We start from the raw sequence: 15,183 nt of genomic DNA, 5'->3' as shown, positions 1-15,183 counted from the left end.
CGCGGCGGCCGGCCGGTCGGGAGTCATGGCATCACTGGTATTCGGGCGCCTCGGCGATCTGGCTCTCCTTGGCGGCGGCGTTGGGGCTCGCGCCGATGTTGAAGCCCAGGTCGTCGGAGGAGGACACGGGGTCGTCGTCCTCGTCCTTCATGTCGATGACCACGCCGTCGGCGTTGAGCACCTCGACGTTCAGCGACAGGGACTGCATCTCCTTGAGCAGCACCTTGAACGACTCGGGGATGCCCGCCGGGGGCAGGTTGTCGCCCTTGACGATCGCGCCGTAGACGCGCACGCGCCCGTCGACGTCGTCCGACTTGGTGGTCATCATCTCGTGCAGCGTGTAGGCGGCGCCGTAGGCCTCGAGGGCCCACACCTCCATCTCGCCGAAGCGCTGGCCGCCGAACTGGGCCTTGCCGCCCAGCGGCTGCTGCGTGATCATCGAGTACGGGCCGGTCGAGCGGGCGTGGATCTTGTCGTCGACCAGGTGGTGCAGCTTGAGCATGTACATGTAGCCCACCGAGATCGGCTTGGGGAACGGTTCGCCGGTGCGGCCGTCGAACAGCTGCGCCTTGCCGTCCTCGCCGACGAGCTTGTTGCCGTCGCGGTCGGCCAGCGTGGTCTTGAGCAGGCCGTGCAGGGTCTCCTGCTTGACGCCGTCGAACACCGGGGTGGCCACCGGCGTGCCCGGCTCGCCCTTCTCGGCGCCCTTGGGCACGTACTTCTTCCACGCGGCCTCGAGGTCCGGGTCGAGCGTGATGTCCCAGCCGGCGTGCGCCACCCAGCCCAGGTGCATCTCCAGCACCTGACCGAGGTTCATTCGGCTCGGCACGCCCAGCGGGTTGAGCATGATGTCCACCGGGGTGCCGTCCGCGAGGAACGGCATGTCCTCCTCGGGCAGGATGCGCGAGATGACGCCCTTGTTGCCGTGGCGGCCGGCGAGCTTGTCGCCCTGGGTGATCTTGCGGTGCTGCGCGATGTAGACGCGGATCATCTGGTTGACGCCGTTGGGCAGCTCGTCGCCGTCCTCCTCGGCGTCCTCGCGGGTGATCTCCTTGACCGCGATGACGGTGCCGGTCTCGCCGTGGGGCACGCGCAGCGAGGTGTCGCGCACCTCGCGGCTCTTCTCGCCGAAGATGGCGCGCAGCAGGCGCTCCTCCGGGGTCAGCTCGGTCTCGCCCTTCGGGGTGACCTTGCCGACCAGGATGTCGCCGGCCTCGACCTCGGCGCCGATGCGGATGATGCCGCGCTCGTCGAGGTTGGCCACGGCGTCCTCGCCGACGTTCGGCAGGTCGCGGGTGATCTCCTCGGCGCCCAGCTTGGTCTCGCGGGCGTCGATCTCGTACTCCTCGATGTGGATCGAGGACAGCGTGTCGTCCTGCACCAGGCGCTGGGAGATGATGATGGCGTCCTCGTAGTTGTAGCCGTTCCACGGCATGAACGCGACCAGCAGGTTCTTGCCCAGGGCCATCTCGCCCTTCTCGGTCGCCGGGCCGTCGGCCAGCACGGTGCCGGCCTCGACGCGCTCGCCGTCCTTGATCAGCGGGACCTGGTTGTAGCAGGTGGTCTGGTTCGAGCGCTGGAACTTGGCCAGCTTGTAGCTCGAGGTGGTGCCGTCGTCGTTCATCACGCGGATGATGTCGGCGGACACGTAGGTGACCACGCCCGGCTTCTCGGCCAGGATCACGTCGCCGGAGTCGATGGCCGAGCGCCACTCGGAGCCGGTGCCCACCAGCGGGCGCTCCGACTTGATCAGCGGCACGGCCTGGCGCTGCATGTTGGTGCCCATCAGGGCTCGGTGGCCCTCGTCGTGCTCCAGGAACGGGATCAGCGAGGCGCCGACCGACACCATCTGGCGCGGGGAGACGTCCATGTAGTCGACCATCTCGACCGGGACGTCCTCGGCCTCGCCGGCGGCGTCACGCACCAGGGCGTCCTTCGAGACGAAGTTGCCGTTCTCGTCGAGCTCCTGGTTGGCCTGCGCGATGACGTGCTCGGTCTCGCGGTCGGCGGTCATGTACACGACCTCGTCGGTCACGTGGCCGTTGACGACCTTGCGGTACGGGGTCTCGATGAAGCCGAACGGGTTGATGCGGCCGAAGGTCGCCAGCGAGCCGATCAGACCGATGTTCGGGCCTTCCGGGGACTCGATCGGGCACATGCGGCCGAAGTGGGACGGGTGCACGTCGCGCACCTCCATCGAGGCGCGGTCGCGCGACAGGCCGCCGGGGCCCAGGGCCGACAGGCGGCGCTTGTTGGTCACGCCGGCCAGCGGGTTGTTCTGGTCCATGAACTGGCTGAGCTGCGAGGTGCCGAAGAACTCCTTGATCGTGGCGTTCACCGGGCGGATGTTGATCAGGGACTGCGGGGTGATCGCCTCGGCGTCCTGCGTGGTCATGCGCTCGCGCACCACGCGCTCCATGCGGCTCAGGCCGGTGCGCAGCTGGTTCTGGATCAGCTCGCCGACCTGGCGGATGCGGCGGTTGCCGAAGTGGTCGATGTCGTCCACGTCCACGCGCAGCTCGACGTCCTCGCCGTCGCGGCGGCCCGGGAAGGTCTTGTCGCCGGCGTGCAGCGCCACGAGGTATTTGATCGTGGCGATGATGTCCTCGCGGCTCAGGCTGCGGTCGTTGACGTCGGTCTCCAGGCCGAGCTTGCGGTTGATCTTGTAGCGGCCCACGCGCGCCAGGTCGTAGCGCTTGGTGTTGAAGTAGAAGGACTCCAGCAGGTTCTTGCCGGCCTCCGGGGTGGCGGTGTCGGCCGGGCGGATCTTGCGGTACAGGTCGGTCAGGGCCTCGTCCTGCGTCTCGACGGTCTCCTTGTCGAGCGCGTCGAGCACCAGCGGGTAGCCCTGGAACGCCTCGCGGATCTCCGGCTTGGTCATGCCGATGGCCATCAGGAACACGATGGCGGACTGCTTGCGCTTGCGGTCCACGCGCACGCCGAGCACGTCGCGCTTGTCGATCTCGAACTCCAGCCAGGCGCCGCGGCTCGGGATGATCTTCGCGCCGAAGACCTCCTTGTCGGAGGTGCGGTCCGGCGTGCGGTCGAAGTACACGCCCGGGGAGCGCACGAGCTGCGAGACGATGACGCGCTCGGTGCCGCCGATGATGAACGTGCCGTGCGGGGTCTGCAGCGGGAAGTCGCCCATGAACACGGTCTGGCTCTTGATCTCGCCGGTGTCGCCGTTCTCGAACTCGGCGTTGACGTACAGCGGCGCGGAGTAGGTGTAGTCCTTCTCCTTGCACTCCTGCACGGTGTGGCGCGGCTCCTCGAAGTACGGGTCCGAGAAGGTCAGGCTCATGGTCTGGGCGAAGTTCTCGATCGGCGAGATCTCCTGGAAGACCTCGTCGAGGCCCGAGACGTGCGGCACGGTGTTCGTGCCGTTCTCCAGGTCCTCCTCGACGCGCCTGCGCCAGCGCTCGTTGCCGACCAGCCAGTCGAAGCTGTCGGTCTGCACGCCCAGCAGGTAGGGCACATCGATGGGCTCGCGGATGGAGCCGAAGTTCACACGGTCCGACGCCTTGTGCAGATCAATGTCGTGCTGGTCGGCGCGTGCGATGATGGTGGTGGTACTCGTCGTAGCTTGTTCGGCAGCCAATGGACGTTCCTTATCGCTCGCTTGGTTCTTCGTGTTCAATCCCCGGAAACGCCTGGACGGCCGCCATATGCCTGATCGCGGGCGCTTCCTCATTGCCGGCATGCCCGCCATATGACATGCGTATACGCAAATTAAATATAATACCACACCGCGACACACCGCGCCATGACTTGCGACACGCCGTGCCGTGCCGGTGAGGGGCCGGCGCGACGCTACTGCACCGTGAACGTCACCGGGTCGCTGACCACGTCGGGCTCGTCGGCCAGGCTCAGCTGGGCCACGTAGGTGCCGGCGTCCACCTTCGGCAGGCTCGCGTCCTCCACGCACTCGGAGCCGGAGCGGTTCGCGTTCCAGGTGATCGTCTGCGTGTCGACGTCGCCCTTGGCCATCAGCAGCATGCGGTCGTCGACCGGGCAGGAGTCGGAACGCCAGACCTCGTCCCCGCCGGAGGTGATCGTCAGCACGCGGTTGCCGTTCGACCCGTTGACCAGGCAGCTGCCCGACCCGGTGTACGTGATGCTGGCCGAGAAGTCGAGCGACCCGCCGACGCCGACGCTGGCCGCCGACGGCACCAGCTGCAGCGTCACCTCGCCGGCCAGGCACTCGCGCACGCCGGTGACCTGCGCCGGATCGGGCATCGCCTCGCGCTCGACGCCCGGCGCGCCCTGCACCGCCCGCACGCCGACGGCGACCGCGCCGCGCACGAGGCTGTACACGCAGAACACCGTCAGCGCCAGCGCCGTCAGCAGCGCGACGCCGACGACGATGCGGCGGCGACGGTATATCCGCCGCTGCCGCTTGCTGAGGGTGCGTGTGCGCTTCTTCCCGCCCTGCGCTGGGGTCTTCGTGGCCATAACATCTCAGTCTATGCCGCCGGCGCGCCGGTCGACGGCGGCGGCGGGAATGTCACCGCCTCTTTCACACCCGGCGCGTCCGGCACGCCCGGCCATCACTCGACGCCCTGCGGCAGGAGACGCGGACCGCCACGGCACGCCCGACATGCCCGGCCGTCACGCGGGCAGGCGCAGTCCGCCGCCGGGCTCGATGCACAGCAGGCCGTCCTCGTCGAGCGAGGCGATGCAGGCGTCCAGCTGCGCGCGGTCCGGCCACAGCGCCTCCACCCGCCCGCGCGGCAGCGTCGCGCCGGCCGGCGCGTGGCGCAGCGCGTCCAGCACGATGCCCCGCACCTGCCGGTCGGTGCCCTGGAAGCGCTGGCGCGGTCGGGTGCGCCGCTCCCCCAGCCCGGGCAGCCCCGCGGCCGCGAACCGGCAGACGTCCGCCAGCGGGCACCGCCCGCACAGCGGCGCCTTGGCCGTGCACACCACGGCGCCCAGCTCCATCACCGCCTGGTTCCAGACCACCGACGGCGCCTCGCGGCTTCCCGATCCCCCGCCGTCCCCGGCACCGCCTCCGGGCCCGTCCTCGGGCCCGTCCTCGGGCAGCACGTCGGCGGCGAGACGGCGCTCCCGGGCCGACGCCGCGCCGCCGCGCGACTCCACGCCGAGGAACACGCGGCTGAGCACCCGGCGCACGTTGGTGTCGACCACCGGGATGCGCCCGCCGTACGCGAAGCTGATCACCGCCGACGCCGTGTAGTCGCCGACGCCCGGCAGCGCGACCAGCGCGTCGTAGTCGTTCGGCAGCCGCCCGCCGTAACGCTCCGCCACCACGCGCGCGCACTCCTGCAGCCGCAACGCGCGGCGCGGGTACCCGAGCCGCCCCCACGCGGTGATCACCTCCGCGGTCGAGGCGCCGGCGAGCGCGGCGGCGTCCGGCCACGCCTCCATCCACGCCTCCCAGTACGGCACCACACGGCTCATCTGCGTCTGCTGGCTCATCACCTCCGAGACCAGCACGCCCCAAGGCGTGGCGCGGCCGAACCGCCAGGGCAGGTCGCGCGCCTCGGCGGCCCACCACGCGGCCAGGCGCGCATGCGCGTGCGCCGCGAGGTCCGCGGCGCCGAACTCGTCGCTGTCATCGATATCAGGCATCCCTCCATTGTGCACGACGGCGTGCGGTTGCGCCCTCGGGCGGGCCGCGCCCGGGGCGCGCTGTCGGCTCGCGGCCCTATCGTGGCATGCGTGACGAATGAAGCGACGAACCCCGAATCCCAGGTCGAGCAGATGTACGAGTACGGCTACCGCAGGTCGAACTACGGGCCGGACGAGCTGGTGACCGACGCGCACGGCAACCCGATCAGCGTCGTCGACGCGATGCTCTCCGCGGAGGACGCGAGCAAGGCGGAGACCGTCACGCCGCATCTGTGCTACTACTCGCCGCGCATCCCGGGCAACACCGGCTCGGCGATCCGCCTGTGCGCGGTGACCGGCACGATCCTGCACCTGGTCGAGCCGCTGGGCTTCAATCTGCACGACACGAAGCTGCGCCGCGCGGGGCTCGACTACCACGACATGGCCCATGTGGTGCTGCATCCGAACTTCGAGAACCTCGTCGAGTCGATGCCCGGGTCGCGCATCATCGCGTTCACGGCGCACGCCACGAAGCTGTACACCGAGGTCGAGTACCGTCCGAACGACATCCTGCTGTTCGGCCCGGAGCCGGGCAACATCCCCGATCCGGTGGACGTCATGTACGGCCCGTACGTGGCCGAGCAGGTGCGCCTGCCGATGCGCCCGAGCCTGCGTTCGCTCAACCTGACCAACTGCGCGTCGATCGCCATCTACGAGGCGTGGCGCCAGCTCGGCTTCGCCGGCGGCCGGTGAGCGAACGCCCCGGCGGCTGTTCGGTAGGCACATTATCGCTTCGGTAGGCACCGTCCTCGATGGATGGACGCTGCAGCGATGGCGGCATGCCGCCGTTTCCGCGGAACCACCCGACCGCGTGCCCGGGACGGGGTGCCTACCGAAGCGTCGAAGTGCCTACTGAACGGGGCCCGGACGCCCCGCGCGCCGAAATTCACGCCGGCTGCGCCGCACGCGGCGGGGCGCGGCGGCGCGAGAGGCCCGCGCGATATGCAAAGGGGCTCCCGGGATGCGCGGGAACCCGGGAGATCCCATCAGCGAGGACACCGCGCAATCCCCGACCCATGCAATGCGCCGGAAGCCCGGGAGGCCCGGCGTCGAAACGCCCGGACCGCAGGCCGCATAACTGTGTTCCTGTATCGGACAGCGGGCGACGGCCCGGTACGCCGGGTCCGGAACCCCCGTTCCGCAATCCGACATGCCGGCTTGCGGCCCGCTACCGGATTCCGGCGCGCCGCGCCGTCTCCCCCCGTCGCCGCTCCAGGTGCGTCGCCGCACCGACGACGCGGATTAACGTTCTCCCAACATCCGTCTGAACATCCGCCAATATCGCCGTCCGACAGTGGACGCGCAGGATGCCGGAAGGGAGGACGCATGGAACATCGCACGCAACGGATCGATCGACGGCCGGGGGCGGCCGGCCACGACGTCGCGGCGTCGGCCGCGTTTGCGACCACCGCCACGCCTGCCGTCGCCGCGACGCGGCCGGCGTCCGCGCCGGCCCTCGCCGGCGAGGGCCGGCGCATCGCCCGCATGGCGACGGCGGCGCGCGCCGCATGGTCCGGGGTCTCCTACCAGGCGCTGGTGCTGCTGTTCATGGGCGGCAGCGTGCTGGGGTTCCTGTTGGAGGGCGTGTGGTGGGTGGTCAGGTACGGCCGCTGGGAAAGCCATTCGGCCACCGTGTGGGGGCCGTTCTGCACGATCTACGGCGTGGGGGTCGTGGCCGTGTATCTGCTGCATCTGCTGGTGCGCCGGCGCCCGCCGATCGCCCGGTTCGTGTGGTTCGCGCTCGCCGGCAGCGTGGTCGAGTACGTCACCAGCCTGCTGCAGGAGCATCTGCTCGGCCTGTCGACCTGGGACTACAGCTGCGCCGCATGGAATCTCGACGGCCGCATCAGCCTGTCGATGACGCTGTTGTGGGGGCTGCTCGGGACGCTGTGCTCGGTGGCCGTCTGCCCGGCGTTGTCCCGCGCGCTCGCGCATGTGCGCGGCCGGGCCGTCACCGTGGTCTGCGTGGCGCTGACGCTGTTCATGGCGGTGGATTGCGGGGTGTCCGGCATGGCCATGGCGCGCTGGAGCGACCGGCAGGACGGCGTGGCGGACGCCTCGCCCGTGGGCGTGATGCTGGACGAGGCGTTCGACGACGCCACGATGGCCCGTCTGTTCCCGAACGTCAAGTTCGTGCGGTCCGCCTCCTGATACCCAGCGCACAATGTGCAGTTCTTCACGCTGAGAGGGAATTATCCGGCGCTCAGCGTGAAGAACTGCACATTGTGCGTTGGGGTGAAAGCCCTGCGATGCCGGGAGCGATTCCCTGATGGCAAGCGGCGCCGGCTGATGCAAACCCATCCGATCCAGAAGCCTCATCCGACGCAAAGGCCTATCCGATGCAAAGGCCTATCCGAGCCGAAAGCCCATTCAATCCAAAAGCCTATCCGGCGCAAAAGCCCATCCAATGCAAAGGCCTATCCGATGCAAAGGCCCTTTTCGATGAAATGGCCCCCTCCAATGAGATGGCCCCTCCCGATGAAATGGCCCATCTCATGGGGGAAACCCATCTCATGCGGAAAGGGCTATGCGATATGCAAAAGGGCTCCCGGCGATGCGCGCGGGGAGCCCGGGAGGCCCGGCGCCGGAGCGTCCGGACCGCAAGCCGCGGGGCTAGTTCTTGAAGCTGTGAATCGGCGCGGGGATGCGGCCGCCGCGCGTCACGAACGCCTCGCAGCCGGCCCGGTTGACCGGCATGATCGGCGCGTAGCCCATCAGGCCGCCGAACTCCGCCGAGTCGCCGACGCCCTTGCCGTACACCGGGATGATGCGCACGGCCGTGGTCTTCTGGTTGACCATGCCGATGGCCGCCTCGTCGGCGATGATGCCGGAGATCGTGGCGGCCGTGGTGTCGCCGGGGATGGCGATCATGTCGAGGCCGACCGAGCACACGCAGGTCATCGCCTCGAGCTTCTCGATGGTCAGGCAGCCCGAACCGGCCGCGTCGATCATGTTCCTGTCCTCGGAGACCGGGATGAACGCGCCGGACAGGCCGCCCACGTACGAGGACGCCATGATGCCGCCCTTCTTGACCTGGTCGTTGAGCATCGCGAGCGCCGCGGTGGTGCCGGGCGCGCCGACCTGCTCCAGACCGATCTTCTCGAGCACCTCGCCGACCGAATCGCCGACGGCCGGGGTGGGCGCCAGCGACAGGTCGATGATGCCGAAGGGGATGCCGAGGCGGCGGCTGGCCTCCTGAGCCACGAGCTGGCCGACGCGCGTGATCTTGAACGCGGTGCGCTTGATCGTCTCGCACAGGAACTCGAAGTCGCGGCCCTCGGCCTCGTCGAGGGCGCGGGAGACCACGCCGGGCCCGGAGACGCCGACGTTGATGACCGCGTCGCCCTCGGTGACGCCGTGGAAGCCGCCCGCCATGAACGGGTTGTCGTCCGGGGCGTTGCAGAACGCGACGAACTTGACGCAGCCGTAGCTGTCGTTGTCGCGCGTGGCGTAGGCGATGTCCTTGATGATGTGGCCGAGCAGCTCGACCGCGTTCATGTCGATGCCGGTCTTGGTGGAGCCGACGTTCACCGACGAGCAGACGATGTCGGTCTCGCTCAGCGCCTGCGGCAGCGAGCGGATCAGCATCTCCTCGGCCGGGGTCATCGCCTTGGAGACGAGCGCCGAATAGCCGCCGATCAGGTCGACGCCGACCTGCTTGGCGGCCCGGTCGAGCGCGTGCGCGAGCTTGACGAAGTCCCCGGACGACGCGCAGCAGCCGGCTCCGACCAGCGAGATCGGGGTGACGGTGATGCGCTTGTTGACGATCGGGATGCCGTAGTCGCGTTCGATGGCCTCGCCGGTGGCGACCAGATCCTTGGCATAGGTGGTGATCTTGCGGTAGATGTTCTCGGCGACCACGTCCACGTCGGCGCCGGCGCAGTCGAGCAGCGAGATGCCCATCGTGATGGTGCGGACGTCGAGCTTCTCCTGCTCGATCATCTGATTGGTCTCGTGGACCTCCATGATGTTCAGCATGTGCATGTTCCCTTCGGTGCGATCTTCGGGTTGGATGGTGCGTGACGAGCTGCCGGGCAGCCGTCAGACACGGTGCATCTTGGTGAAGATCTCCTCGCGCTGGCAACGGATCTTGACGCCGATCTGCTCGCCGAGCGCATCCAGGTCGGTGACCATGGCGCCGAATTCGGTGTCGGCGTTCGTGTAGTCGACGATCATCATCATGTTGAAGAACCCGTCGATGATGGTCTGGGAGATGTCGAGCACGTTGACCTGATGTTCGGAAAGGTACGTGCAGACGCGGGCGATGATGCCGACGGTGTCCTGGCCGACGACGGTGATGATGGCCTTGTTCATGCGTGGGTCTCCCTGTTCTCGCGAGATGCCGGTTGGATGAATGCCCCCAGTATAGGGACTGCCGCCGTCAAGCCGCGTCGGATGAACCATGCACGGCAGCACTGCGGCAGCAGCGGCCGTAGTCGTGCAACCCCATCGGTTTACCCGCATACCGTCCGCAACAGCACGCGTCACGCATACGAAAGCGACCGGGGAAAAACCGTGACAGGCCTCTCCCCGGCCGCTTTCCCGGCATAGTCTCACCGAATCCCGCAGGGTCCCGCAGGACCCCGGATGCCGGAATCGGCGATCAGGCCTCGCGACCGGCGGAGGCGGAGGCGACCGCGGCGAGTGCGCGCGGCGCGTGGAAGCCGCGCGCCGCGAACTCGTCGGCGATCAGCTGCGCGACCTGCTGGCCGCGGCCCTTGTCGACCAGCGCGATGATCGAGCCGCCGAAGCCGCCGCCGGTCATGCGGGCGCCGTACGCGCCGTTGGCGCGGGCGACGTCCACCGCGACGTCGAGCTCGTCCACGGTGACCTCGTAGTCGTCGCGCAGCGAGTCGTGCGAGGCGTTGAACAGACGGCCGGACTCGGCGATGTCGCCGGCGGCGAACGCCGCGACGAACTCGTCGACGCGGCCGATCTCGGTGACCACGTGGCGCACGCGGCGGCGCATCGTCTCGTCGGGCAGGCGGTCGAGCACCGCGGCGAGCGCGGCCTGCGGGTCGTCCGAGGCGGCGATCCGCTCGGCGGTGGCGCGCAGATGCGGGTCGCCGAGGATGGCCGCGGCCTGCTCGCAGGTGCGGCGGCGCTGCTCGTACTGACCGTCGTTGAGCTGGTGCTGGGCCTGGGTGTCGACCACGAGCAGCTCGAGGCCGTGCTTCTCCAGGTCGAACTCCTGCTGGGAGACGCTGTCGACGGCGCTCAGGCCGGGCCGGCAGTCGAGGCGGATCGCGTGGCCGGCGGTGCAGCGCATCGAGGCGTTCTGGTCGAGGCCGCCGGTCGAGGCGCCGGCCATCTCGTTCTCGGAGCGGATGGCCATGTCGATCAGCGTCACGCGGCCCTCGTCGGTGGCGCCGTGGCCCAGGCCGTGCACGTCGTCGAGGGCGAGCGCGGTCACGCAGGTCATCGCGGCGGAGGAGCTCAGGCCGGAGCCGAGCGGCACGCAGGAGACGTAGGCCGCGTCGAAGCCGCGGACCTGGTCGAAGCCGGCCTCGCGCATGGCCCAGGCCACGCCGGTCGGGTACGCCGCCCAGCCGGAGACGCCGCGGGCCTTGAGGCCGTCGAGCTCGGCGCCGGCCACGGCGGTCGGGTCCACGTCGGAGACGAGGCGGACCGTGGTGTCCTCGCGCGGCCTGAGCGCGAGGAAGGTGCGGTGCGGCAGCGCGATCGGCAGGCACAGGCCGGCGTTGTAGTCGGTGTGCTCGCCGATCAGGTTGACGCGGCCGGGGGCGGCCCACACGCCCGCCGGCTCCTGGCCGAACGTGGCGCGGAACAGGGCGGCGGCCCGGGCGACGCCGTCGTCGTGGGAGATGGGTTCGATGAACGTAACGGAAGTCATGTGTCTTCGTCCTTTGTCGTCGGGCTGTCCGCCGGTCAGTCGTCGATGTCGATCGGGCCGAGCTCGTGGAAGCGCCGGGCGATGAGCTCCGGGGTCGTGTCCGAGATCCAGGCGGCCATGCCGGACTCGGAGCCGGCGAGGTACTTGATCTTGTTCGCGGCGCGGCGGAACGAGAAGAACTGCAGGTTCAGGCGGTAGTGCTCGCGGCGGGCGTCGTGGATCGGCGCCTGGTGCCAGGCGGCGATGTACGGCAGGTCCATGCCCTTGCCGTCGCCCTTGTCGAAGAACGCGTTGCCGCGCTTGAGCAGCGTCGAGTACATCTGGGCGAGGTCCCAGCGCTCCTGGTCGTCGAGCTGGTCGAGGGTGAGCACGTCGCGCACCGGGGCCACGTGCACCTCGAGGGGCCAGCGGGCGGCGGCCGGCACGTAGGCCACCCAGCTGTGGTTGCGCATGACCACGCGCTCCCCCGCCTCGATCTCGGCGTTCATGATGTCCTTGAGCAGGTTGCCGCCGGTGCGCTCGAAGTACGCCTCGGTGTGCTTGAGCTCGGACTCCATCTTCGGGGCGATGAACGGGTAGCAGTACACCTGGCCGTGCGGGTGCGCCAGCGAGACGCCGATCTCCTGGCCGTGGTTCTCGAACGGGAAGATCTGCTCGATGCCCTCCATCGTGGAGATCTCGGCGGTGCGGAAGGCCCAGGCCTCCACGACGGTGCGCAGGCGGCGCACCGGCAGGTCGGCGGGCAGGCCGTTCTCGTCGGGGTCGAAGCAGATGACCTCGCAGCGGCCGGCGGCGAGCCTGCGCTCCCACAGCGGGTTGCCGTCCACGTAGTCCACGGCCTCGGAGCGGCCGGGCACGCGCACCATCGACGGGAAGCGGTTCTCGAAGACGACGACGTTGTAGTCGGTGTCGGGGACCTCGTTGTCCTGGTAGGGGTCGCCGGGCTTGCGGGCGGCCAGCGGGTTGCCGGTGGCGGTGGCGCCGGGGCCGGCGGTGATCGGCCGGTTCATGCGCGCGGTGGCCATCGGGATCCAGTCGCCGGTCAGCGGGTCGCGGCGCATCTCCGGGGCGGCGTACGGCACCTCCTCGCCGGCGGCGTTCAGCTGGTTGGCGAAGCGGTAGGCCAGCGGGCGGGGGTCCTCGAGCTCGCGGGTCTTGGCGCCGCTGACATACTCGGGGTCGTCGTCCAGATAGAAGAAGTCACGTCCGTCCGCCAGCGTGGTCGGCGTGATGCGAATGTGCTCCGCGGCGTACGGACCGGGAACGTAATTCGCGAATTCGGCCATGGTTATCACTCACTTTCCTCGGTTTGCTCGCTCTGGTGGGCCAGGACGAGCTCTTTGACCAAATCTCGGGTCTTGGCGACGGAGTCGGGGTCGAGCCCGTCGTCGGTGATGACCGTGTCCACCTGGTCGAAGCGGGCGAACAGCGACAGCGACGTGCTGCTCCACTTCGTGTGGTCGGTCAGGATGATGGTGCGGTCGGCGATGTCCATCATCGCCATGTCGGTGGCCGCCTCCAGCGAGTTCGGCATCAGGAACCCGCGCGGGATCGACACCGAATGCGTGCCCAGGAACACCGTGTTCACGCGCAGCGATGCGATGACCTTGTCCGCGATCGGCCCGACCAGAGAGTTGGACCGCGTGATCACGCCGCCGGTGACGATGACCTCGACGTCCTTCGATTCGAGCGCCTGCACGAGCTCGGCGACGGGAATCGAGTTGGTGAGGATCGTGATGCCGCTGGCCTGCTGCGATTCGAGCAGGTGCTGCGCGAAGACGTACGCCGTGGTGCCGCCGCCGATGGCGATGACGTCGCCGGGGGCGACGTACGAGACGGCCTCGCGCGCGATGGCGTCCTTGAGGCCGACGTCCATCTGGGACTTGACGGAGAACAGCGGTTCGCTCAGCAGCGTGCTGGTGGTGACGGCGCCGCCGTGCACGCGCTTGAGCAGCCCCTTGTCGGCGAGCTCGGCGATGTCGCGGCGGATGGTCATCGCGGAGACGCCGAGCTCCTTGGACAGGGCCGTGATGCGCACCGCGCCGCGCGTGCGCAGTCGGCTCAGGATGAGATGCTGACGTTGCGATGAAATCATGCGAACATTATCGCACACATTCACCCAAAATCACAAGCTGAGACGTTCGATTTTGGGGTTCGACACGCCGAAGAGAACGCAAACATCGCAGGAAACGCGCAAAATCTCACATTCACGCGGCGAATCGACGGCCGTCGCCGCCCGCGGACGCGGTCCGCCACGCACCCGCGGACGGCGGCTACCGCCCGGCGCCCGGAGGTGACACAATAGGAGCCATGACCTACGTTTCCGAAAGCTTCTGGCATGACGCCGTCAACAAGGCGACCACCGACCTGTTCACCTTCGGCTACAAGCACATCGTCAAGCCGCACTTCGTGTTCAACCACACCCCCGACGTGGCGCACGACCAGATGATCGAGTTCTGCCGCGTCACCCGGAACATCCCGCCGCTGATGTGGCTGCTGCGCGAGATGCTCGACTACACCGACCCCGTGCTGGAGACCACGGTGATGGGCGTCGACTTCGCGAACCCCTTCGGCCTGTCGGCCGGCCTCGACAAGAACTGCGACATGCCGGTGCTGCTCGACCACGCCGGCTTCGGCTTCGAGACGATCGGATCGGTCACCTCGCGCCCGTGCGCGGGCAACCCCCGGCCGTGGTTCCACCGCCTGCCCGAATACGATTCGATGATGGTGCACGTCGGCCTGGCCAACGACGGCAGCGAGCGGGTGATCCCACGCGCCGAGAAGGCCTGGACGCAGGCCGGATCGATGCAGGTCTCGATCTCCATCGCCCGCACGAACGACGAGCTGGCCGGCGACATCGACGAGGGCATCGAGGACTACCGCATCTCGCTGGAGCGCGCGGCAGGGCGCAGCGCGATGGTCGAGGTGAACGTCTCCTGCCCGAACACGCGCGCCGGCGAGCCGTTCACCGAAAGCCCGGAGAACCTCGACCGCCTGTTCGCCGCGCTCGACACGGTCGAGCGTCCGCAGCCGACGCTGGTGAAGATGCCGCTGAACAAGAGCTGGGAGGAGTTCCGCGACCTGCTGGCCGTGCTCGCCGAGCACAATGTGCAGGGCGTGAGCATCGCCAACCTGCAGAAGGACCGCACCGGCCTGGAGATCCCGCGCGACTGGGAGGGCGGCCTGTCCGGCGGCCCGACGTACCGCGCCAGCAACGCGATGATCCGCCGCGCCTACCGCGAGTTCGGCGACCGCCTGGCCATCGCCGGCATCGGCGGCGTGTTCACGCCCGAGCAGGCCTACGCCAAGATCCGCAGCGGCTCCAGCCTGGTCATGTTCGTCAGCGCGCTGATGTACCGCGGCCCGCAGCAGATCACCGTGTTCAAGCGCGGCCTGGCCGAGCTGCTGCGCCGCGACGGCTTCGAGCACGTCGCCGACGCGGTGGGCGTCGACGCCTGATCCGCCGCATCCGCATACGGCAGGGGCCGTGCATCCGATCGGGTGCACGGCCCCTTGTCGGCTCTTCCGGTTTTCGTGTGTGTCGGGTTCATGGTTGTGAGATTCGTTCCCGTATGGTTTGTCTGAATCCTCCGGCGTGCAGGAGGCTTCTGGTGATGTAGTTGCCGAGGTTGGTGAAGCCGAGGGCGATGCCGCGCAGGTGTTCGAGCCTGCCGTTGATGGCCTCGGTGGGCCCGTTGCTG

The 15,183-nt window shown here is 68.9% G+C and carries 12 protein-coding genes; 3 read left to right on the top strand and 9 right to left on the bottom strand.

All coding sequences use genetic code 11. The features are described from left to right. Window positions 1–31: 31 nt before the first annotated feature. From rpoB to KIH73_RS06165, 3 genes are all read right to left on the bottom strand, one after another. Window positions 32–3,598, bottom strand: a complete 3,567-nt coding sequence (rpoB, locus tag KIH73_RS06175; protein ID WP_219081632.1) for a DNA-directed RNA polymerase subunit beta — start codon at window positions 3,596–3,598, stop codon at window positions 32–34. 212 nt (window positions 3,599–3,810) lie between these two features. Further along, window positions 3,811–4,452, bottom strand: coding sequence for a hypothetical protein (locus KIH73_RS06170; RefSeq protein WP_219081630.1), 642 nt, complete (start codon window positions 4,450–4,452; stop codon window positions 3,811–3,813). 156 nt (window positions 4,453–4,608) lie between these two features. Continuing rightward, entirely contained in the window at window positions 4,609–5,589 is a 981-nt protein-coding gene (locus KIH73_RS06165) for an HhH-GPD family protein (RefSeq protein ID WP_219081628.1), read from the bottom strand. A 132-nt stretch (window positions 5,590–5,721) separates the two neighbouring features. On the opposite strand from KIH73_RS06165, the gene KIH73_RS06160 reads away from it, so the two are divergent. Beyond that, window positions 5,722–6,321, top strand: coding sequence for a tRNA (cytidine(34)-2'-O)-methyltransferase (locus tag KIH73_RS06160; RefSeq protein ID WP_236022627.1), 600 nt, complete (start codon window positions 5,722–5,724; stop codon window positions 6,319–6,321). A 633-nt stretch (window positions 6,322–6,954) separates the two neighbouring features. Beyond that, a complete protein-coding gene (locus KIH73_RS06155; protein ID WP_219081624.1) occupies window positions 6,955–7,779 on the top strand; it encodes a putative ABC transporter permease in 825 nt (274 codons plus the stop codon). Between the two features lie 462 nt (window positions 7,780–8,241). Here KIH73_RS06155 and KIH73_RS06150 read toward each other — a convergent pair whose 3' ends face one another. The 5 genes from KIH73_RS06150 to KIH73_RS06130 form a co-directional block, all read right to left on the bottom strand. After that, window positions 8,242–9,606, bottom strand: coding sequence for a PFL family protein (locus KIH73_RS06150; RefSeq protein WP_219081622.1), 1,365 nt, complete (start codon window positions 9,604–9,606; stop codon window positions 8,242–8,244). Between the two features lie 63 nt (window positions 9,607–9,669). After that, complete coding sequence (locus KIH73_RS06145) at window positions 9,670–9,942, bottom strand: ACT domain-containing protein (RefSeq protein WP_219081620.1); 273 nt, start codon at window positions 9,940–9,942, stop codon at window positions 9,670–9,672. Between the two features lie 289 nt (window positions 9,943–10,231). Further along, complete coding sequence (galK, locus tag KIH73_RS06140; protein WP_219081618.1) at window positions 10,232–11,482, bottom strand: galactokinase; 1,251 nt, start codon at window positions 11,480–11,482, stop codon at window positions 10,232–10,234. A gap of 35 nt (window positions 11,483–11,517) precedes the next feature. Next, on the bottom strand, window positions 11,518–12,768 hold the full coding sequence (gene galT, locus KIH73_RS06135) for a galactose-1-phosphate uridylyltransferase (RefSeq protein ID WP_219081616.1): 1,251 nt from the start codon (window positions 12,766–12,768) through the stop codon (window positions 11,518–11,520). Window positions 12,769–12,773: 5 nt separating this feature from the next. Further along, entirely contained in the window at window positions 12,774–13,577 is an 804-nt protein-coding gene (locus KIH73_RS06130; RefSeq protein ID WP_219081614.1) for a DeoR/GlpR family DNA-binding transcription regulator, read from the bottom strand. Window positions 13,578–13,792: 215 nt separating this feature from the next. Between KIH73_RS06130 and KIH73_RS06125 the strand changes: the two genes are divergently transcribed. After that, window positions 13,793–14,941, top strand: coding sequence for a quinone-dependent dihydroorotate dehydrogenase (locus KIH73_RS06125; protein WP_219081612.1), 1,149 nt, complete (start codon window positions 13,793–13,795; stop codon window positions 14,939–14,941). Between the two features lie 88 nt (window positions 14,942–15,029). Here the strand turns inward: KIH73_RS06125 and KIH73_RS06120 are convergent. Beyond that, window positions 15,030–15,183, bottom strand: a 154-nt coding sequence (locus tag KIH73_RS06120; RefSeq protein ID WP_219081690.1) for a transposase, incomplete at its 5' end; no start/stop codon positions are given.

The organism is Bifidobacterium phasiani (assembly GCF_019331775.1).
GTDB classification, from domain to species: Bacteria; Actinomycetota; Actinomycetes; order Actinomycetales; family Bifidobacteriaceae; genus Bifidobacterium; species Bifidobacterium phasiani.
This window is presented reverse-complemented; position numbering and strand designations above follow the sequence as displayed.